The 19259-nt window shown below is 71.8% G+C and carries 15 protein-coding genes and 2 tRNA genes; 10 read left to right on the top strand and 7 right to left on the bottom strand.

Annotation, left to right across the window (positions count from 1 at the left end):
- Positions 1-179 precede the first annotated feature (179 nt).
- The 6 genes from gyrB (at position 180) to ABZ493_RS00690 (ending at position 6355) form a co-directional block, all read left to right on the top strand.
- Positions 180-2291, top strand: a complete 2112-nt coding sequence (gene gyrB, locus ABZ493_RS00715) for a DNA topoisomerase (ATP-hydrolyzing) subunit B (RefSeq protein ID WP_430580261.1) — start codon at positions 180-182, stop codon at positions 2289-2291.
- Positions 2292-2430: 139 nt separating this feature from the next.
- Positions 2431-5025, top strand: coding sequence for a DNA gyrase subunit A (gene gyrA / locus ABZ493_RS00710; RefSeq protein ID WP_430580488.1), 2595 nt, complete (start codon positions 2431-2433; stop codon positions 5023-5025).
- A complete protein-coding gene (locus ABZ493_RS00705; protein ID WP_430580260.1) occupies positions 5025-5876 on the top strand; it encodes a DUF3566 domain-containing protein in 852 nt (283 codons plus the stop codon). The genes gyrA and ABZ493_RS00705 overlap by 1 nt, the downstream gene beginning before the upstream one ends.
- Positions 5877-5992: 116 nt before the next feature.
- Positions 5993-6066 (top strand) — tRNA-Ile (locus ABZ493_RS00700).
- A gap of 63 nt (positions 6067-6129) precedes the next feature.
- Positions 6130-6249 carry a DLW-39 family protein gene (locus ABZ493_RS00695; RefSeq protein ID WP_217700772.1) on the top strand — a complete coding sequence of 40 codons (120 nt, stop codon included), beginning with the start codon at positions 6130-6132 and terminating at the stop codon, positions 6247-6249.
- A 30-nt stretch (positions 6250-6279) separates the two neighbouring features.
- Positions 6280-6355, top strand: a tRNA-Ala gene (locus tag ABZ493_RS00690).
- A 185-nt stretch (positions 6356-6540) separates the two neighbouring features.
- Here the strand turns inward: ABZ493_RS00690 and ABZ493_RS00685 are convergent.
- Entirely contained in the window at positions 6541-7563 is a 1023-nt protein-coding gene (locus ABZ493_RS00685) for a hypothetical protein (protein ID WP_430580259.1), read from the bottom strand.
- A 105-nt stretch (positions 7564-7668) separates the two neighbouring features.
- Between ABZ493_RS00685 and ABZ493_RS00680 the strand changes: the two genes are divergently transcribed.
- Complete coding sequence (locus ABZ493_RS00680; RefSeq protein WP_430580258.1) at positions 7669-8208, top strand: peptidylprolyl isomerase; 540 nt, start codon at positions 7669-7671, stop codon at positions 8206-8208.
- A 210-nt stretch (positions 8209-8418) separates the two neighbouring features.
- Positions 8419-9213 (top strand): rhomboid family intramembrane serine protease, encoded by a 795-nt coding sequence (locus ABZ493_RS00675; RefSeq protein WP_430580257.1) that lies wholly within the window; start codon positions 8419-8421, stop codon positions 9211-9213.
- Positions 9214-9285: 72 nt separating this feature from the next.
- On the opposite strand, the gene ABZ493_RS00670 is transcribed toward ABZ493_RS00675, so the two are convergent.
- The gene (locus ABZ493_RS00670) at positions 9286-9549 is read right to left on the bottom strand and encodes a cell division protein CrgA (RefSeq protein ID WP_430580256.1); all 264 of its coding nucleotides are present in this window, start codon (positions 9547-9549) and stop codon (positions 9286-9288) included.
- 130 nt (positions 9550-9679) lie between these two features.
- Here ABZ493_RS00670 and ABZ493_RS00665 point away from each other — a divergent pair, with 130 nt between their 5' ends.
- A complete protein-coding gene (locus tag ABZ493_RS00665) occupies positions 9680-10411 on the top strand; it encodes a DUF881 domain-containing protein (protein WP_430580255.1) in 732 nt (243 codons plus the stop codon).
- Between the two features lie 104 nt (positions 10412-10515).
- The gene (locus ABZ493_RS00660) at positions 10516-11196 is read left to right on the top strand and encodes an aminodeoxychorismate/anthranilate synthase component II (protein WP_430580254.1); all 681 of its coding nucleotides are present in this window, start codon (positions 10516-10518) and stop codon (positions 11194-11196) included.
- Positions 11197-11267: 71 nt separating this feature from the next.
- On the opposite strand, the gene pknB is transcribed toward ABZ493_RS00660, so the two are convergent.
- Genes pknB through ABZ493_RS00635 form a run of 5 tightly spaced genes read right to left on the bottom strand, consistent with a single transcriptional unit; the run spans position 11268 to position 19259 of the window.
- A complete protein-coding gene (gene pknB / locus ABZ493_RS00655) occupies positions 11268-13289 on the bottom strand; it encodes a Stk1 family PASTA domain-containing Ser/Thr kinase (protein ID WP_430580253.1) in 2022 nt (673 codons plus the stop codon).
- Complete coding sequence (locus ABZ493_RS00650) at positions 13290-14819, bottom strand: serine/threonine-protein kinase (protein WP_430580252.1); 1530 nt, start codon at positions 14817-14819, stop codon at positions 13290-13292.
- Entirely contained in the window at positions 14816-16285 is a 1470-nt protein-coding gene (locus tag ABZ493_RS00645; protein WP_430580251.1) for a penicillin-binding protein 2, read from the bottom strand. The genes ABZ493_RS00650 and ABZ493_RS00645 overlap by 4 nt, the downstream gene beginning before the upstream one ends.
- On the bottom strand, positions 16282-17841 hold the full coding sequence (locus tag ABZ493_RS00640) for an FtsW/RodA/SpoVE family cell cycle protein (protein ID WP_430580250.1): 1560 nt from the start codon (positions 17839-17841) through the stop codon (positions 16282-16284). The genes ABZ493_RS00645 and ABZ493_RS00640 overlap by 4 nt, the downstream gene beginning before the upstream one ends.
- A complete protein-coding gene (locus ABZ493_RS00635) occupies positions 17838-19259 on the bottom strand; it encodes a Stp1/IreP family PP2C-type Ser/Thr phosphatase (RefSeq protein WP_430580249.1) in 1422 nt (473 codons plus the stop codon). The genes ABZ493_RS00640 and ABZ493_RS00635 overlap by 4 nt, the downstream gene beginning before the upstream one ends.

The raw sequence follows: 19259 nt of genomic DNA, 5'->3' as shown, positions 1-19259 counted from the left end.
GAACGGCGTCAATCCGCCGTTTCCTTGCCTCCGGCAGGTAGACTGGGACGGTCATTCCGGGTCGTGCTGCGACCTCTCGCACGCCTCGGTCGCGCGCAGCCCGGAACCTGAGAGCCGCGCCGCCTGCACCATGCACGAAGCGCCGGCGCGTGCACGACGACCGAGGAGCAGCTCCGCCTGTGGCAGACCGAACCGACACCCCCCGTCCCGACACAGTCGCCAACGGAGCCAACGGAACAGCCGGACCGGGGAGCGGGTACGACGCCGGCAACATCACCGTCCTCGAGGGCCTGGAGGCCGTCCGCAAACGCCCGGGCATGTACATCGGCTCCACGGGCGAGCGAGGCCTCCACCACCTGGTCTACGAGATTGTGGACAACTCTGTGGACGAGGCCCTGGCGGGTCACGCCGACAGCGTCGAGGTGACCCTTCTCGCCGACGGCGGCGTCCGCGTCCGTGACAACGGCCGCGGCATCCCCGTCGCGATGCACCCCACCGAGGGCAAGCCGACGCTCGAGGTCGTCATGACGATCCTGCACGCGGGCGGCAAGTTCGGGGGCGGCGGCTACGCCGTCTCCGGCGGCCTGCACGGCGTGGGCATGTCCGTGGTCAACGCGCTCTCCACGCGATTCGTGTCGCAGGTGAAGCGCGACGGCTTCCACTGGCAGCAGGAGTACCGCGACGGCGGCGAGCCCGTCACCGAGGTGCAGAAGCTCGAGCCGCTGGCCGAGGGTGAGGCAACCGGGACCACGCAGACGTTCTGGGCGGACGACTCGATCTTCGAGACGACGGAGTACGACTTCGAGACGCTCCGCTCGCGCTTCCAGCAGTACGCCTTCCTCAACAAGGGCCTGCAGATCACGCTGCGTGACGAGCGCGCGGGCCACGCCGTCGCGGACGACGAGGTCGCCGGGCAGACCCCGGAGGGCACCGCCGCCGACGTCACGTCGGCGGACGGCACCGCGGACGTCGAGGAGGCGAACCCCGTCCGCACGGTGACGTACCGCTACGACAACGGCCTCACGGACTACGTGGCGCACATCAACGCGGCCAAGAAGTCCGAGCTCATCCACCCCGAGATCATCGACGTGGAGTCCGAGGACACGGAGCGGAAGATCTCCGTGGAGATCGCGATGCAGTGGACCAGCGCGTACAGCGAGTCGGTGCACACGTTCGCGAACACCATCTCCACCACCGAGGGCGGCACCCACGAGGAGGGCTTCCGCGCGGCGCTCACCACGCTGGTGAACAGCTACGCGCGCGACAAGCAGATCATCAAGGAGAAGGACGACAACCTCACGGGTGACGACATCCGCGAGGGCCTCACCGCCGTCATCTCCGTCAAGCTCGGCGAGCCGCAGTTCGAGGGCCAGACCAAGACGAAGCTCGGCAACACCGAGGCGAAGACGTTCGTCCAGCGCGTGGTGCGCGAGAAGCTCGTGGACTGGTTCGACGCCCACCCGACGGAGGCGCGCGACGTCATCCGCAAGGCCATCCAGGCGTCGCAGGCGCGCATCGCGGCACGCAAGGCGCGCGAGGCCACGCGGCGCAAGGGGATCCTCAGCTCGGGCGGGATGCCCGGCAAGCTCAAGGACTGCCAGTCCAACCGGGCCGAGGACTGCGAGGTCTACATCGTCGAGGGCGACTCGGCCGGCGGCTCCGCCGTCCGCGGTCGCGACCCGCACAACCAGGCGATCCTGCCGCTGCGCGGCAAGATCCTCAACGTCGAGCGGGCCCGGCTGGACAAGGCGCTCTCCAACCAGGAGATCCAGTCCCTCATCACGGCGTTCGGCACCGGCATCGGGGAGGACTTCGACATCTCGAAGCTCCGGTACCACAAGATCGTGCTCATGGCCGACGCCGACGTCGACGGCCAGCACATCTGCACCCTGCTGCTCACCCTGCTGTTCCGCTACATGCGGCCGCTCATCGAGCACGGCCACGTGTACCTGGCGCAGCCGCCGCTGTACCGGCTCAAGTGGTCGAACGCGCCGCACGACTACGTGTACTCCGACCGCGAGCGGGACGCCTTCCTCAAGGAGGGCCTGGCCGCCGGCAAGCGGATCCCCAAGGAGAACGGCATCCAGCGCTACAAGGGCCTGGGCGAGATGGACTACACCGAGCTCTGGGACACCACCATGGACCCGGAGCACCGCACCCTGCTGCAGGTGACCATGGACGACGCGGCCGCGGCCGACGAGATCTTCTCGGTGCTCATGGGCGAGGACGTCGAGTCCCGCCGCAGCTTCATCCAGCGCAACGCCAAGGACGTCCGTTTCCTCGACATCTAGCGGCTGACGGCGACGTCGTACAACTCGTACGCACGCCGTTGTACGCCATCCCACGATCTCGAGGACGACGGAACCCGCGCCCCGGCGGCGCAGGACAGGAAGAAGGTAGACGGTGACGGACGAGACCCCCGGCCCCGACATGACGGACGGCGCCCCGGACGACGAGGCGATCGACACGACCGACGGAGCGGTCACGGTGCAGCACGGCCGGATCGACCAGGTGGACCTGCAGCTGGAGATGCAGCGCAGCTACCTCGACTACGCGATGAGCGTCATCGTCGGTCGCGCGCTCCCGGACGTGCGGGACGGCCTCAAGCCGGTGCACCGCCGCGTGCTGTACGCCATGTACGACGGCGGCTACCGCCCCGACCGCGCGTACTCCAAGTGCTCGCGCGTCGTCGGCGACGTCATGGGCAAGTTCCACCCGCACGGCGACACGGCGATCTACGACACGCTGGTGCGCCTCGTGCAGGACTGGGTGCTGCGGTACCCGCTCGTCGCCGGCCAGGGCAACTTCGGTTCGCCCGGCAACGACCCCGCCGCCGCCCCGCGGTACACCGAGTGCCGCATGGCCCCGTTGGCCATGGAGATGGTGCGGGACATCGAGAAGAACACGGTCGACTTCCAGGACAACTACGACGGCCGCACGCAGGAGCCCGTCGTCCTGCCCGCCCGGTTCCCGAACCTCCTGGTCAACGGTTCCGCCGGCATCGCCGTCGGCATGGCGACCAACATCCCGCCGCACAACCTGCGCGAGGTGGCGGAGGGCGTGCGCTGGCACCTGGCGAACCCCGACGCGTCGCGCGAGGAGCTCCTCGCCGCGCTCATGCAGCGCATCAAGGGCCCCGACTTCCCGACCGGCGCGCAGATCCTCGGCACCAAGGGCATCGAGGAGGCGTACCGCACCGGGCGCGGCTCCATCACGATGCGCGCCGTCGTCAACGTCGAGGAGATCCAGAACCGGATCTGCCTCGTCATCACGGAGCTTCCCTACCAGGTCAACCCGGACAACCTGGCGAGCAAGATCGCGGACCTCGTCAACGACGGCAAGCTCGCGGGCATCGCCGACATCCGCGACGAGACGTCGGGCCGCACCGGCCAGCGCCTCGTCATCGTGCTCAAGCGCGACGCGATCGCCAAGGTCGTCCTCAACAACCTGTACAAGCACACGCCGCTGCAGTTCAGCTTCGGCGCGAACATGGTCGCGCTCGTCGACGACGTGCCGCGCACGCTGAGCCTCGACGCCTTCGTGCGGCACTGGACCACGCACCAGATCGAGGTCGTGCGCCGCCGCACCGAGTACCTGCTGGCCGAGGCGGAGCGCGAGATCCACATCCTGCGCGGCTACCTCAAGGCGCTCGACGCGCTGGACGAGGTCATCGCCCTCATCCGGCGCTCGCCCGACGCCGAGCAGGCTCGCTCGGGCCTGATGGAGCTGCTCGACGTCGACGAGCAGCAGGCCAACGCGATCCTCGCCCTCCAGCTGCGGCGTCTCGCCGCGCTCGAGCGCCAGCGGATCATCGACGACCACGACAAGATCGAGCGGCAGATCAAGGACTACCAGGACATCCTGGCCAAGCCCGAGCGTCAGCGGACGATCGTCCAGGACGAGCTCGACGACATCGTCGAGCGCTACGGGGACGAGCGACGCACCACGATCCTGCCGTTCGACGGCGACATGTCGGTCGAGGACCTCATCCCCGAGGAGGAGGTCGTCGTCACGATCACGCGCGGCGGCTACGCCAAGCGCACCCGGTCGGACAACTACCGGGCGCAGCGCCGCGGAGGCAAGGGCGTGCGCGGGGCGGCCCTGCGCGAGGACGACATCGTCGAGCACTTCTTCGTCACGACGACGCACCACTGGCTGCTGTTCTTCACGAACCTGGGCCGCGTGTACCGCGCCAAGGGTTACGAGCTGCCCGAGGGCGGCCGCGACGCCAAGGGCCAGCACGTGGCCAACATGCTGGCGTTCCAGCCCGGCGAGCACATCGCGCAGGTGCTCGACCTGCCGGACTACGAGGCCGCCGACTACCTCGTGCTCGCCACCCGCCGCGGGCTCGTGAAGAAGACCCGCCTCGGGGAGTACAACTCGCCGCGCTCCGGCGGCCTCATCGCGATCAACCTGCGTGAGGACGAGGACGGCCAGCCCGACGAGCTCGTCGCGGCGCGCCTGGTCAACGCGGACGACCACCTCATCCTCGTGTCCCGCAAGGGCCAGTCGATCCGTTTCCCCGCCGACGACGACACGCTGCGCCCGATGGGCCGTGCGACGTCGGGCGTCACGGGGATGAAGTTCCGCGAGGAGGACGAGCTGCTCAACGCGGACGTCGTCACCCCCGGCACCGACCTGTTCGTCGTCACCGAGGGCGGCTTCGCGAAGCGCACCGCGATCACCGAGTACCGCGTCCAGGGCCGCGCCGGCTACGGCATCAAGGTCGCCAACCTGGTGGAGGCCCGTGGAGACCTCGTGGGGGCCTTGGTCACGGAGGCCGACGACGAGGTGCTGGTCATCATGGAGCGTGGCAAGATCGTGCGCTCGGCGGTCGCGGAGGTGAACCTCACCGGCCGCACCACGCAGGGCGTGACGTTCGCGAAGCCCGATCGCGGGGACCGCATCATCGCCGTCGCCCGCAACGTCGAACGTCGGGACGTCGACGAGGCAAGCGGCGACGAGTCGGTTAGCGTGGACGAGCAGACCGCCGACGAGCAGACCACGAGCGGGGACGAGGACTGATGACGGAGAACAGCGCGTCGACCCGGGCGTCGTCGGCGCCTTCCACGCGGGAGGCGGACGTCGACGACTCGACCCACCGCCGCAGCCCGGCGGCAGGCACGACATCGACCACGACACCGGCCGGCGCCGTCCGCGTGGGCCAGGTCCCGGCCCCGCCCGCCCCACCGGCCGCGCCGTCGTCGTCGGCCGCCGCGGCCGCCCCGGACGGCACCGCCGCCCAGGGCGCGTCCCCCGTCAAGGAAGGCGCCGTGAAGGCGGCCGCCGCCGCCCTCGCCGCCGCTCGCAGCGCGGCGAAGAAGGTCCAGTCGGTCATGCCGGAGGCACCGGGCAAGGGCGAGGACGACGCCGCGGCCGCGCCGAAGGGCGCCGCGAAGCCTGCCGAGCCGCGTCCGGAGATGCACTACTCGGCCGGCGGCGTCCAGGGCACGGCCGCTCCCGCAGCGGCGGCGCCCGCGGGCGGCCCCATGGTCGGGGCCGCGCAGGCCGGCGCCGGGGCGCGCCGGGTGCGGCTGTCCGTCTCGCGGGTCGACCCGTGGTCGATCATGAAGCTCGCGTTCCTGCTGTCCGTCGCGATCGGCTTCATCACCGTCGTCGCGACGATGGTGGTCTGGTACGTGCTCAACGACATGGGCACCTTCGCGAAGATCCAGGGCTTCCTCAGCGAGACCATCGGCCCGCAGGCCGTGAACCTCATGCAGTTCATCGAGTTCGACCGGGTCATCTCCCTGTCCGTGCTGATCGCCATCGTGAACGTGGTGCTGCTGACCGCGCTCGCCACGATCATGGCGATCCTGTACAACATCACGGCCGCGCTCGTCGGTGGCGTGCACCTCACGCTGACGGACGAGTGATCCCCGTCCCGGCCGGGACCGACGTCACATCGCGTGACGCCGCTCCCGGTTTGGGAACGGACCCACGCGTACGGTAATGTTCCGTGCTGCACGCGCTCCCTCGTGGGGGCGCGCTCGGGGCTATAGCTCAGACGGTTAGAGCGCTTCCCTGATAAGGAAGAGGTCGGAGGTTCAAGTCCTCCTAGCCCCACTCCAGGCCATCTCAGGCCCGGGCCCGAGACGCACGACGACGGTCGTGACGAGGAGGCAGAAGATGAAGAAGCTGTTCGTCCTCCTGCTCGCGCTGGGCGCGGGTTACCTGGTCTGGCGCCGTCTCAACGAGGACTCGGCCGACCGGGACCTGTGGTCCGAGGTCACCGACACCATCGACTGAGCACGCCCGGCCCGTCTGACGAGGCCGCCAGGGGCCATGGCGCAATTGGTAGCGCACCTGCTTTGCAAGCAGGGGGTTAGGGGTTCGAGTCCCCTTGGCTCCACCACAAGGAAGAGGCCGCCGACATCGTCGGCGGCCTTTCTCATGCTCCGGGGTCGCGAACGGACGCGGCCTGAGCCTGCGGGCCGCTCCGACCCCGGACATGCCGCAGGGCCCCGTCCCTGTGGACGAGGCCCTGCGGTCGGTGTCGTAGCGAACGGTGCGGTGCGGTGCCGTCCGTACGTCGGACGGTCAGGCCCGGTCGCCCTCCCCCGCATCCTTGGTGTCGTCCGCGACGTCGGCGACGGCGTCCTCGGTCTTGCGCGTGGCCGAGCGCGTGCGGCTCGTGGCCTTCTTCGCGGCGTCGGTCGCCTTGTCCTTGGCCTTGTCCACAGCCTCGGTGACCTCCTCGCCGAGCTCGGCCGCCTTCTCGGAGGCACGCTCGGCGGCCTCGCGGCCCTTCGCGACGGCGTGCCCCGCGGCCTCGCCGACCGCCTCCGCCGCATCGCCGACGGCGTGCCGCGCGTCGCGGGCCGCGCCGTCGTAGTCCGGGGCGGACTGCTGCTCCCACGGCTCGGCCCACGGGTCGTTCTGCGGCTGGGCGCGGCGCCAGAAGGCGAAGCCCGCCACGGCCGCCCCGGCGAGCGCGAGGAACCAGAACAGCCCCTTACCCTTGCCGGACTTCTCGGCCTCCTTGGCGGCCTTCTCCGCCGCCTTCTCGGCAGCGGCCTGGGCCTTGGCAGCCTCCTTGGCCGCTTGCTTCGCGGCCTTCTTGCCCGCACGACCGGCCTTCTCCGCGGCGTCGCGCGCGGCGTCCGCCGCCAGGACGCCGGCCGCACCCGCGGCCGCACCGGCCCGCGTCGCCGCCTCGTTGAACGCCTGGACGACCCGCGGCAGGTAGTCGTCCACGATCTTGTCGTGCGCCGTGTCCACGAGCGGGCCGGCCTTGTCGGCCGCCTTCTCGACCCGCGGCGCCGCCGCGAGCACGCTCTCGCGCCACGCATTCTCGGCGCGGGGCACGAGCCACTCGAGGAACGAGTCGACGCGCGGCTCGGCCCAGTCCTTGGCCTGGTTCGCCGCGCCCTTCGCCCCGCCGGCAGCTCGGGCACCGACGTCGACCAGCACGGCGGCCGCCTCCGTCGCGGAGCCCTTGAGCTTCTCGGTGTCGATGTCGTTGATCGTCGAGCTCACCTTCTCGGAAACCTTCGAGGAGAGCTTCTCGGCCTGGTCCTTGGCAGCGTCCTTGACGCCGTCGCCCACGTTCTTTCGCACCATGGACCCACTGTGCCACCAGGTGCCCTGGCCTGCAGCGGCACGCGCGGGCCGCGCCGTGCGGGTCGTGAAGACGGATGGTGAGGGGGAGGGTGAGAGGATGAGGGCATGTTCGCTACCCTCCACACCTCCGCCGGTGACATCCGCATCGAGCTGCTGCCGAACCACGCGCCCAAGACCGTCGCGAACTTCGTCGGGCTGGCCAAGGGCACCACGACGTGGACGGACCCGGCCACGGGCGCCGAGCGCAACGACCCCCTGTACGACGGTGTCATCTTCCACCGCGTCATCGACAGCTTCATGATCCAGGGCGGGGACCCGCTGGGCACCGGCACCGGCGGCCCCGGCTACACCTTCGACGACGAGATCCACCCGGAGCTCCAGTTCGACGACAAGTACATCCTCGCGATGGCGAACGCCGGCAAGCGCCGCAACCCGGTCACCGGCGCCGTCGAGGGCACCAACGGCTCGCAGTTCTTCATCACCACCGCCGCCACGCCGTGGCTCAACGGCAAGCACAGCATCTTCGGCAAGGTGGCCGACGACGAGTCGCGCGCCGTCGTCGACGCGATCGGCACCACGCCGACCCGCCCCGGTGACCGCCCGGTGCAGGACATCGTCATCAACTCGGTCACGATCGAGGACTGAGCTTCGGTCCAGGTCACGGTCGGGGTCGAGAACCTCGTCGCAGTCCCGTTCACGCGCCCCAGGGGGCGCTCCACGTCGGGAAGGATAGGACTGCGACGAGGTTCTCGACCCCGACCTTTCTCTCGGCTCACGGAGGGCTGACCCATCTCGACACCGACTCCAGAACCGCAGCCGACGGCTCCGCCGGTGTGCCCGCGACACCCCGACCGCGTGTCCTACGTGCGCTGCCAGCGCTGCGGCCGGCCGACGTGCCCGGAGTGCCAGCGGCCCGCCGCGGTGGGGATCCAGTGCGTCGACTGCGTCAAGGAGGCGTCGCGCGCGATACCGAGCGCGCGGACGATGTTCGGCGGCACGGTGCGCGGCGGGCGGCCCGTCGTCACGCTGACGATCGTCGCCCTGTGCGTGGTGAGCTGGGTGCTGCAGCTCGTCACCGGCGGCGAGTGGACCCAGCGCTGGGCCTTCGCCCCGTCGGTGGGCCTCGAGGAGCCGTGGCGGTTCCTCACCGCGGCGTTCCTGCACTCCACCAGCCCGCTGCACATCCTGTTCAACATGTACGCGCTGTGGCTCACCGGCCCGTTCCTCGAGCAGGCGTTCGGCCGGGGCCGGTTCATCGCCCTCTACGTGCTGTCCGCGATCGCGGGGTCCGTGGGCTACCTGCTGCTCGCCGACCCCGACGGCTACTCGTGGGTCGGTGCCGTCGTCGGCGCCTCCGGCGCGGTCTTCGGGCTGTTCGGCGCGATCATCCCCGTCCTGCGTCGCACCGGGCGCAGCGCGGCGCAGATCGTCGTGCTCATCGCCATCAACATGGCGATCCCGTTCTTCGTCGGCGGGATCGCGTGGCAGGCGCACCTCGGCGGCCTGGCGGTCGGGCTCGCGATGGGCGCAGCCTTCGCGTTCGCGCCGCGTGAGCGCCAGGCCCTGGTCGCGTGGGCGGTGCCCGCAGGCGTCGCCGTCGTGCTCGTCGCCGCGACCCTGTGGAAGTACGCCTCGGTGGGGATGCTCTGAGCGTCGCCCACAGGGTTGTCCACAGGTGTGGAACGAACTACACCGGTGGAAGTCCGCGCGTCGGTGCCGGCGTCAGCGCCAGCGGGTGGTGAGCCCGAAACCCGCGATGATCAGCACGAACCCGACGGCGAGGTTCCAGCCGCCGAGCGCGGGGACCGGCAGGCCCAGGCCCTGCGCCGTGAGGTAGTACAGCACGATCCACGCGAGGCCCAGCAGCATGAGCGTGAGCATCGTCGGCACCAGCCAGCGCGGGTTGCCCTGCGGCTTCGCCTTCGCGGGGGCGGCGGCCTGCTCGGCGGGCGCGCTCTTCTTCTTGCGGGACTTCGACTCGGGCACGGGGAGATCTCCTGTCCGGACGGTGTGGGCGGCGGCCGCGGGCCGGATGCCCGCCACCGTCGGCGATTCTGTCGACTAGCGTAGTCGTCAGCAGGCTCGAGAAGGACAGCTGGGACGGACAGGGGTGCCGATGAACCGCCGACTGCGCCAGAGCGCGACCGTCGCGTGCGTCCTCGCCGCGTCCGGGCTCCTGTTCACCGCCAGCGCGCAGCTCGCGGACACCAAGGACGGCCGCGACCCGCAGGACCTCGCCGAGCTCGTCACCACGGAGTCCGACCGGGTCGCCGACCTCACCGACCAGATGAACGAGCTCGAGGCGGAGATCGACGACCTCGGCCAGCAGGTCGGCACCGACCTGCCCACGCGCAGCGCCGACCTCGTCGCGGACGAGTCGGTCGTCACCGGTGCCCTGCCCGTCTCGGGGCCGGGGCTACGGGTGGCGCTCGACGACGCCCCGGCGTCCAGCCAGTCCATCGCCGGGGCACGCCCGGACGACCTGGTCGTGCACCAGCAGGACGTGCAGCACGTCATCAACGCCCTGTGGGCGGGCGGCGCCGAGGCGATGACGCTGCAGGGCGAGCGCGTCACGGCGACGTCGGCGTTCCGCTGCTCCGGCAACATCCTGCTGCTGCACGGCAAGGTGTTCTCCCCGCCGTACGTGATCGAGGCGGTCGGGGACCCGGACCAGCTGCGAACCTCCCTCGACTCCGACCCGGGTGTCGCGATCTACCAGCAGTACGTGGACTGGGTCGCCCTCGGGTGGTCGGTGAAGGACGCCGGCACGCTCGAGCTGCCCTCGTACACGGGCAGCTCCGAGATGAAGTACGCGACCGTCCCCGCCGGCACGGACGTGTTCTCGTGAGCGCCGCCACCGCCTGGATCACGGCGTTGCCGGGCCGGCGTCGATGGCGCGGCTGTCGTCCCGCCCCGCAGCCCGCCTGACCATCTCCCCGAAGCGAGACAGCCATGACCACCCCCACCTCTCCGACCACCGGCCCGCGCATCCTCGTGGTCGACAACTACGACTCGTTCGTCTACACGATCGTGGGCTACCTCGACCAGCTCGGCGCGCGCACCGTGGTCGTGCGCAACGACGCGGTACCCGAGCCCGACGCGGACGGCGTCTTCCACGACGCGGACGGCGCGCCCTTCGACGGCGTCCTCGTCTCCCCCGGGCCGGGCACGCCGAAGGAGGCCGGGGCGTCGGAGGACGTCATCCGCGCCTGCGCGCGCTCCCGCACGCCCATGCTCGGTGTCTGCCTGGGGCACCAGGCCCTCGCCGAGGTGTACGGCGCCACGGTGGCGCACGCCCCGGAGCTCATGCACGGCAAGACCAGCCTCGTCGAGCACGACGGCGTCGGCGTGCTCGACGGCCTCGGCTCGCCCTTCACGGCGACGCGCTACCACTCCCTCGCGGTGCTCCCGGAGAGCGTGCCCGCCGAGCTGGTGGTGACCGGCGCGACCGCGAGCGGCGTCGTCATGGGGCTGCAGCACCGCGAGCTGCCGCTGCACGGCGTCCAGTTCCACCCCGAGTCGGTGCTCACCGAGGGCGGGCACCGGCTGCTGGCCAACTGGCTCGCCGTGTGCGGCGACGACGGCGCGGTGGACCGGTCCGTCGGCATGGCGCCCCTGGTGCACCAGGGCTGAGCAGGAACGGGACGAGCCCGTCAGGACCGTGCGGTCCTGACGGGCTCGTTCGTCTCCGGGATCAGCGGGAGCTAGCTGTCGCCCCCGAGGTCCAGCCCTGGCAGGCCGCCGGCGTCGTCCGTCTCCCCGTCCGTGGGCTCGCCGGTCGGCTCGCCGCTGGGCGGCTCCTCCGCCTCCGGGCCGCTCGACACGACGATGGCGACGTCGGAGCCCACCTCGACCTCGCCGCCCTCCGGGTCCTGGGAGATCACGAAGCCGTTCGCCACGTCGTCCGACGCCTCGTAGCTGATCTGCGGCTTGAGGTTGGCGCCGGTGATGGCGGTCTGCGCCTCGGCGGCCGAGCTCCCGACAACCGGCGGCACGGTCGTCATCTCGGGAGCCTTCTCCTTGGCGATGACGATCTCCACGGAGCTGCGCTGCGGGACGTTGCCCGGCTGGGGGCTCTGGCGGATGACCGTCCCGGCCTTCTCGTCGCTCTCCTCCGTGCTCGTGGAGAAGTTCAGGTCCAGGCCGGTGAGCGTGTCCTTGGCCGTCTGCTCGGACTTGCCCTCGAGGTTCGGCAGCTCGACCCGGCCGTTGGAGAGCACGAGGTCGACCGAGGACCCCTCGCTCACCGCCTGGCCCGCGGCCGGCTTCGACTCGATGACGTCACCCTCCTCGACGTCCTTGCTGTTCGCGTCGGACACGTCCCCGAGCGACAGCTTGGCCTCGTCGAGCGCGGCCTCGGCCTCGTCCTCCGTCATGCCCGCGAGCTTGGGGACCGCGACGGTATCGGGGCCGGCGGAGAACGTCACGGTCACGACGCTCCCGCGCTCGACCTCGGTGCCGCCCTGCGGGTTCGTGCCGAGGAACGTGTTCTCCGGCTCGGTGGACTCGGTGTCCGTGGCCTGCTCGTACTCGAGCCCCGCGGCGGTGATCGTTCGTTCCGCCTCGGCGGGGGTGACGTTGGACTTGAGGTCGGGCACGGTCGTCTTGGCGTCGGCGCTGTTCATGACGAGGAACGTGATGATCGCCGCCAGGGCGACGACGCCGATGGCGATGAGCGCCCACATGAGCCCCTTGCGGCTCTTCTTCTCGTCGTCCGGCTCGCCGCCGTTCGCGCCCACGGCCCCGGTGGTGCCCCACTGCGACGTGCTCGCGGGGTCCATCACCTGGGTGCCCTGGGCCGGCCCCATGACCTGCGTCGCGGCGGCGCCGGCCGCGGCCGCGCCGATCAGCGGCGCGGTGACGTCTCCCCCGCGCAGCGCGGTCTCGAGGTCGGCGCGGAACTCCGCCGCCGTCGAGTAGCGGGCGTCGCGGTCCTTCGTGAGGGCCTTGAGCACGATGCGGTCGAGCACCTCGGGCACGTCCGAGGCGAGCTCGCTGGGGCGCTGCGGCGCCTGCCCGACGTGCTGGTACGCGACTGCGACCGGGGAGTCGCCCATGAACGGCGGGCGCCCGGTGAGCAGCTCGAACAGCACGCAGCCCGTGGAGTACAGGTCGCTGCGGGCGTCCACGGTCTCGCCGCGGGCCTGCTCGGGAGACAGGTACTGGGCCGTGCCGATGACGGCGTGCGTCTGCGTCATCGTCGCGGCGGAGTCCGCCATCGCGCGCGCGATGCCGAAGTCCATCACCTTGACCGCGCCCGTGGGCGTGATCATCACGTTGGCGGGCTTGATGTCGCGGTGCACGATGCCGGCCTGGTGCGAGTACTCCAGCGCGCTGAGGATGCCCGCCGTGATCTCGACGGCCTCCTCGATCGGCACGGCTGCGCCGTCCTGCAGGATGTCGCGGACCGTGTGGCCCTCGACGTACTCCATGACGATGAACGGGACGTGCACGGACGCGCCCTGCGTGTCCGTGTGCGTGTCCTCACCGGTGTCGTAGACGGCGACGATGGCGGGGTGGTTCAGCGCGGCGGCCGACTGGGCCTCCCGGCGAAACCGCGCCAGGAAGGAGGGGTCGCGTGCGAGGTCGGACCGCAGCACCTTGATCGCGACCGTGCGACCCAGGCGCGTGTCGTGCCCGATGTGCACCTCGGCCATGCCACCGCGGCCGATGAGCTCACCGACCTCGTAGCGGCCGGCGAGTACCCGGGGCGTGTTGTCCACCACTCAGATGTCCTTCTCGGTCATGGCCGCGCGCGGGGCGCGCGGCGTGTCTCGGAGCATCATCCCAGAGGAGGGATGCGCATCCGTGCGGGAGGGGCGGGACAGCGCGAGCGCAGGTCCCACCAGGAGCGCCGCCGCCTGACCCTCGGCGTCGGCCGCCATGGCCTGCACGAGGGTGGCGAGCAGCAGGACGACGAGGAGGCCGAGCAGCGCGAGCAGCGGCCAGGAGAGGCGCCCGAGGGGGCCGAAGCGCTGGCCCGTGGACGTCGACGTCCGGCGAGCAGGCTTCGCCTCGGGGGCGGACCGGGACGACGCACGGCTGCGGGCGCCGGTCGGCTGCGGCTTGCGCACCGGCGGGCGGCGCGCGTCGTGCGAGCCGGCGCGCACCTCGCGCCGCAGCGGGTACGCGCGCCCGGCGACGTCGTCGGCCGGCGTCGTCGGGTCGGCCACGTCTCCCTGCGGCGTGGGCTCGGGAGACGTCGTCGCGCGCTCGTCGTCGGACGGCGTCACCGCCGCCCACGCGACCGGCATCGCGGCCGACGGCGGCGAGGCGGGGGTGCTCGGCCCGGCGGGGGCAGCGGGGGTCGCCGGAGCGGAGGGGCGGGGCGTCGCGGGCGCGGCGTGCGCGGGGACGGCGCGCGCGGGCCGCGCGCCCTGGCGGGCCGCGGCGGCGCGTCGTGCGGACCGGGACCGGGCCCCGAGCGGGTCCTCCGCGATCTCGCGCGCGAGCGACTCGAGCTCCCCCGCGAGGGCGGCGGCCGACTCGGGCCGGCGCGACGGGTCCTTCTCGAGCATGCGGCCGATGACGTCCGCGAGACCGGGGTGCACGTGCGTGGGCAGCGGAGGGACGGGCGCGTTGACGTGCGCGACCGCGATGTCGACCGGCGTCGAGCCCGTGAACGGGCGCTTGCCCGCCGTGGCCTCGTACGCGACGACGCCGAGCGCGTAGAGGTCGGACGCCGCCGTCGCGGGCTGGCCCACGGCCTGCTCGGGAGACAGGTACTGCGCCGTGCCCATGACCATGCCCGTGGCGGTCATCGGGGCCTGGTTGGCGGCGAGCGAGACGCCGAAGTCGGTGATCTTCACGCTGCCGCCGTGCTCCAGCAGGATGTTGCCGGGCTTGACGTCGCGGTGCACCACCTTCGCCAGGTGCGCGTGGTGCAGGCCTCGCGCCGTGGCGGCGAGGATCGGCAGCAGCTTGCGGGGCGCGACGACGGGCTCGCGCTCCAGCAGGTCGGCCAGCGGCTCGCCCAGGACCAGCTCCATGACGAGGAAGCCGGCGCCGTCCTGCTCGCCGTAGTCGTACATCTGCGCGATGTTCGGGTGCGACAGGGCGGCGCTGTTGCGCGCCTCCGTGCGCAGGCGGCGCAGGAAGTCCTCGTTGCCCGTGTACTCCTCGCGGAGCACCTTCACCGCGACCTCGCGGCCCAGGTAGCCGTCGTCGGCCACCCAGACCTCGCCCATGCCGCCGATCGCGATGCGGCGCGTCAGGCGGTACCGCTCGCCGAGCGCGAGCCCCGTGGCCGGCCTCATCCGTTCAGCACCGCTTCCATGACGGCCTTCGCGATCGGCGCGGAGACCGAGCCGCCGGTGGCCTGCCCGCCGAGGTCGCCGCCGTCCTCGACGACGACCGCGACGGCGACCTGCGGGTCGTCCGCCGGCGCGAACCCGGTGAACCAGACGTGCGGGTCCGTCTTGGAGGTGTCGGCGCCGTGCTGCGCGGTGCCGGTCTTGCCGGCCACCTGGACGCCCGAGATCTGGGCGCTGGTGCCCGACCCGGACTCCACGACGCTCTTCATCATCTCGGTGAGCTGGCCCGCCGTCTTCTCCGAGACGGCACGGCCCAGGCTGGTGGGCGACGTCTCCCGGACCACCTCGAGCTGCGGGTCGCGGACGGTGTCGACGGAGTAGGGCTCCATGACCTCGCCGCCGTTCGCGATCGCCGCGGAGACCATCGCGACCTGGAGCGGGGTCGCGATGACGCTGCCCTGCCCGATGCCGGACAGCTCCACCTGTGCGGTGCTCATGGAGTCCGGGTCCTGGTCGTACACGCTGGCCGCGGTGGAGAAGGGGATCTGGAACTTGTCGCCGTACCCGAACTTCTCCGCCTGCTCGTCCATCGCGTCCGCGCCGAGGTCGCCGGCGAGGCCGAGGAAGGCCGTGTTGCAGGAGATGCGCAGGGCGTCGGCCAGCGTCATCTTGCCCGCCGAGGCACAGGAGGTGCCGGCGAAGTTGCCGACCGGCGTGCTGGTGCCGGTCAACGTGTACGAGGGCGGGGCGTCGATGACCGTGTCCGGCGTGTAGTCGCCGCTCTCGAGCGCGGCGGCGGTCGTGATCAGCTTGAACGTCGAGCCCGGCGGGTACGCGTCGGCGGTGGCGTTGCTCTTCAGCGGGTTGCCGTCGGCGTTGAGCAGCTTCGTGTACGCCTCGCCGGCCTCCTTCGTGGAGTGCGACGCGAGGTCGTTCGGGTCATAGGACGGCTTGGACACCAGCGCGAGGATCGCGCCCGTCTTGGGGTCGAGCGCGACGACGGCGCCGCGCTGGTCGCCGAGGCCGTCCCAGGCGGCCTGCTGCGCCTTCGGGTCGACCGTGAGCTCCACCGACGAGCCCTCCGGGTCACGGCCCGTGAGCATGTTCTGCAGCCGGTCCACCCACAGGGCGTCGGCCTGCCCGTTGAGGTAGTCGTTCTCCGCGTGCTCGATCGCGAACGTACCGTTCGCGAGCGAGAAGAAGCCGGTCAGCGGCGAGTACAGCTTGCCGTCGGCGTACTCGCGCTGGTAGCCGAACTCGTCGTCCACGGGCTTGGACAGCGCGACCGCCTCGCCCCCCACGACGATGGGGCCGCGGGCGCGCCCGTACTCCGCGTAGATCGAGCGGATGTTGCGGGTGTCGCTGTTGAGCTCGTCGGCGTGGAAGAACTGGATCCACGTGGTCGACACCATGAGCGCCAGGAACATGACCATGACGACGCTCGCCAGCCGGCGCAGGGTCGTGTTCACAGGTGCTCACCTCCTGTCGTGCCTCGGGGGTCGTCGCGGTGCGGCGTGATGGCCTCGGTGGGGTGAGACGGCGTCGACCCGCGCGACGGCGCGTCCGCTGCCGGTCGTCGGACGGGGACGCCGCCGCCCGGTGTCGTGCCGTCGTGCGCGCCGACCACGATCGGGTCGTGCATCGCCCCGCCCTGCGCGATCGTGCCGCGCACGGGCAGCGCCGACGGGCGGCGGGCGTTGTCGGAGATGCGCAGCAGCAGCGCGATGACGATCCAGTTCGCCAGCAGCGACGACCCGCCCTGCGCCATGAACGGCAGCGTCAGGCCGGTGAGCGGGATGATCCGGGTGATGCCGCCGACCACGACGAAGAGCTGCAGCGCCATGACGAACGCGAGGCCGCCGGCCAGCAGCTTGCCGAAGCCGTCGCGCACCGCGATCGCGGTGCGCAGGCCGCGCTGCACGATGAGGAGGTACGTCAGCAGGATGGCGAGGAGGCCCGTGAGGCCCAGCTCCTCGCCCAGCGACGAGTAGATGAAGTCGGAGAACGCGTACGGCACGAGGTACGGGTAGCCCTCGCCCCAGCCGGTGCCGAACAGCCCGCCCGCGGCCAGCGCGAACGTGCCCTGCACGATCTGGTAGGACCCGCCGACCGCGTTGTACAGCTCGTTGTCGAACGGGTGCAGCCACACGTCCATGCGCGCGCCGACGTGCGGGAACACGCTCGCCGCGACGAGCGCGCCGGCCGCGAACAGCACGAGGCCGATGAGCACCCAGCTGAACCGCTCGGTGGCGAGGTACAGCATCGCGACGAACAGGCCGAAGAACAGCAGCGACGTGCCCAGGTCGCGCTCGAAGACGAGGACGGCCAGCGACGCGGCCCACACGATGATGATCGGGCCGAGGTCGCGGATGCGGGGCAGCTGCAGGCCGAGCACCTTCTTGCCCGCCAGGGCCAGGGTGTCGCGGTTCGTCACGAGGTAGCCGGCGAAGAAGATCGCGAACGCGATCTTCGCGAACTCGGCGGGCTGCAGCGAGAAGCCGGCGATGTTCACCCAGATGCGGGCGCCGTTGATCTCGCGCCCGATGACGGGCAGCAACGGCAGGACGACGAGCCCCAGGCCCACGAGCATCGCCGTGTAGGTGAGGCGGCGGATCCAGCGGTGGTCGCGCAGGAACCAGACGAGGAGGATCGCGATCACCGCGCCGAGCGCGGTGTACATCATCTGCGCCCACGCGTCGGCGCCCTGGGTGTCCGCGAGCTGCAGGCGCAGGATCATCGCCAGGCCCAGGCCGTTGAGCAGCACGACGGCGGGCAGGATCACCTGGTCCGCCCAGGGCGCGCGGAGCCGCAGCACGACGTGCGCGGCCACGGAGATGCCGGTGAGGACGAGGCTGACGGCCCAGAAGTCGGCGGGCAGCTCGCCGGTGACGCTGCGGCCGACCATCGCGAACGCACTGATGCCGGCTGCCAGCGCGAGGATCAGCAGGAACAGCTCGGCCAGGCGGGCCGGTCGGCGCTCGGTCGGCTCGACCGTCCGCTCGGGGTTCTCGACGACGGCGCTCACCCCTTCGACCCCCCCTCGGCCTTGCTGTCGGCGGCGCTGTCCGCCGGCTTGTCGGCGGCGGTCTCGGCGGCCGGCTTCGTGGTGGACGGGTCCGGGGACGGCGTCGCCGTCGGAGTGCTCGAGGGGGACGCGGAGGGGGTGGGGGTGGGGGTCGGCTCGGGGGCGGCCTCGGCGATGAGCCGGTCCGCGCGCTCGCGAGCCTCGGCCTCGGACGAGGCCCGGATGGAACCGTCGAGGCGGTCCGCCCAGTAGTCGGGCAGGTCGGAGACCGGCGTGCCGGTGAGCTCCACCGGCGTGGAGAGCGTGAGGGGGCCGGCGCTGGCGGGGATGCCCTGGAACACCGCGACCTCGCCGTCGGCGACGCCCACGTAGTACTGCTGCTGCGTCCAGCCGTACGCGCGCCACAGGCCGTACCCGACGGCGCCGAGCACCACGAGCACCACGAGCACCGTGATCCACGGGCGGCGCTTGCGCTCCGGGCGGGCGTCCGCGTCGTCGGCGTCGTCGTCCTCGGGGTCGTCGTCGACAGGGTCCGCGCCCTCGTCGAGGGGCGCCGGGTCGTCCGCCGGGTCCTCTGCGGGGGTCGCGAGGACCGCGGGGAGCTCGCCCGTCGCGGCCGCGCCCACGACCTGCGGCACCGTGGCGCCCTCGACCGGGGCCGACGTCACGTCCTCGGCGACGGGGGCGTCGCCGTCGTCCACGACGTCGGCGACGACGACGGTGATGTTGTCGGTGCTGCCCGCCGTCATGGACAGCGTGATCAGCAGGTCCGCGGCCTCGTCGGGGCTCGCGGTCTCGGTGAGCACCTCGGTGAGCTGCTCGGGCGAGACGAACCCGGACAGGCCGTCGGAGCAGAGGAGCCAGCGGTCGCCCGCGCGCGCCTCGCGCACCGACATGTCGGGCGTGAGATCGACGTCGAAGTCGCCCAGCACCCGCATGACGACGTTGCGCTGCGGGTGGTGCTCCGCCTCCTCCGGGGAGATGCGGCCGGTGTCGACCAGGTGCTGCACGAAGGTGTGGTCCACCGTGACCTGCGTGAGGCGGCCCTCGCGCAGCAAGTAGGCGCGCGAGTCGCCGAGGTGCGCCATGACCAGCGTGGTGCCGGTGTGCAGCAGCGCCGTGACGGTGGTGCCCATCCCGACCAGCTCCGGGTCGGCGTCGCTGGCGCGCACCAGGTCCTGCCGGGCGCGCTCGACCGTGTGCTCGAGGTCGGTCAGCGCCTCCTCGGGGCCGTGCTCGGTGCGGTCCAGCGGGGCGAGGGCGGCGATCGCGAGGCGGGACGCGACGTCGCCGCCAGCGTGCCCGCCCATGCCGTCGGCGACCGCCAGCAGGTGCGGCCCGGCGTACGCGGAGTCCTGGTTGTTGGACCGCACGAGCCCGACGTCGGACCGCGCGGCGTAGCGCAGGGTGAGGGTCAC

Source organism: Isoptericola sp. NPDC019482 (assembly GCF_040632295.1).
Lineage (GTDB): Bacteria > Actinomycetota > Actinomycetes > Actinomycetales > Cellulomonadaceae > Isoptericola.
The sequence above is the reverse complement of the archived record's forward strand: the minus strand, read 5'-3'. Positions and strand labels throughout refer to the sequence as shown.

Bases quoted from the DNA above. Each gene is read 5' to 3' on its own strand.
- gyrA (WP_430580488.1), top strand. From the start codon at position 2,431: ATGACGGACGGCGCCCCGGACGACGAGGCGATCGACACGACCGACGGA.
- ABZ493_RS00705 (WP_430580260.1), top strand. From the start codon at position 5,025: ATGACGGAGAACAGCGCGTCGACCCGGGCGTCGTCGGCGCCTTCCACG.
- ABZ493_RS00695 (WP_217700772.1), top strand. From the start codon at position 6,130: ATGAAGAAGCTGTTCGTCCTCCTGCTCGCGCTGGGCGCGGGTTACCTG.
- ABZ493_RS00685 (WP_430580259.1), bottom strand. From the start codon at position 7,563: ATGGTGCGAAAGAACGTGGGCGACGGCGTCAAGGACGCTGCCAAGGAC.
- ABZ493_RS00680 (WP_430580258.1), top strand. From the start codon at position 7,669: ATGTTCGCTACCCTCCACACCTCCGCCGGTGACATCCGCATCGAGCTG.
- ABZ493_RS00665 (WP_430580255.1), top strand. From the start codon at position 9,680: ATGAACCGCCGACTGCGCCAGAGCGCGACCGTCGCGTGCGTCCTCGCC.
- ABZ493_RS00660 (WP_430580254.1), top strand. From the start codon at position 10,516: ATGACCACCCCCACCTCTCCGACCACCGGCCCGCGCATCCTCGTGGTC.
- ABZ493_RS00650 (WP_430580252.1), bottom strand. From the start codon at position 14,819: ATGAGGCCGGCCACGGGGCTCGCGCTCGGCGAGCGGTACCGCCTGACG.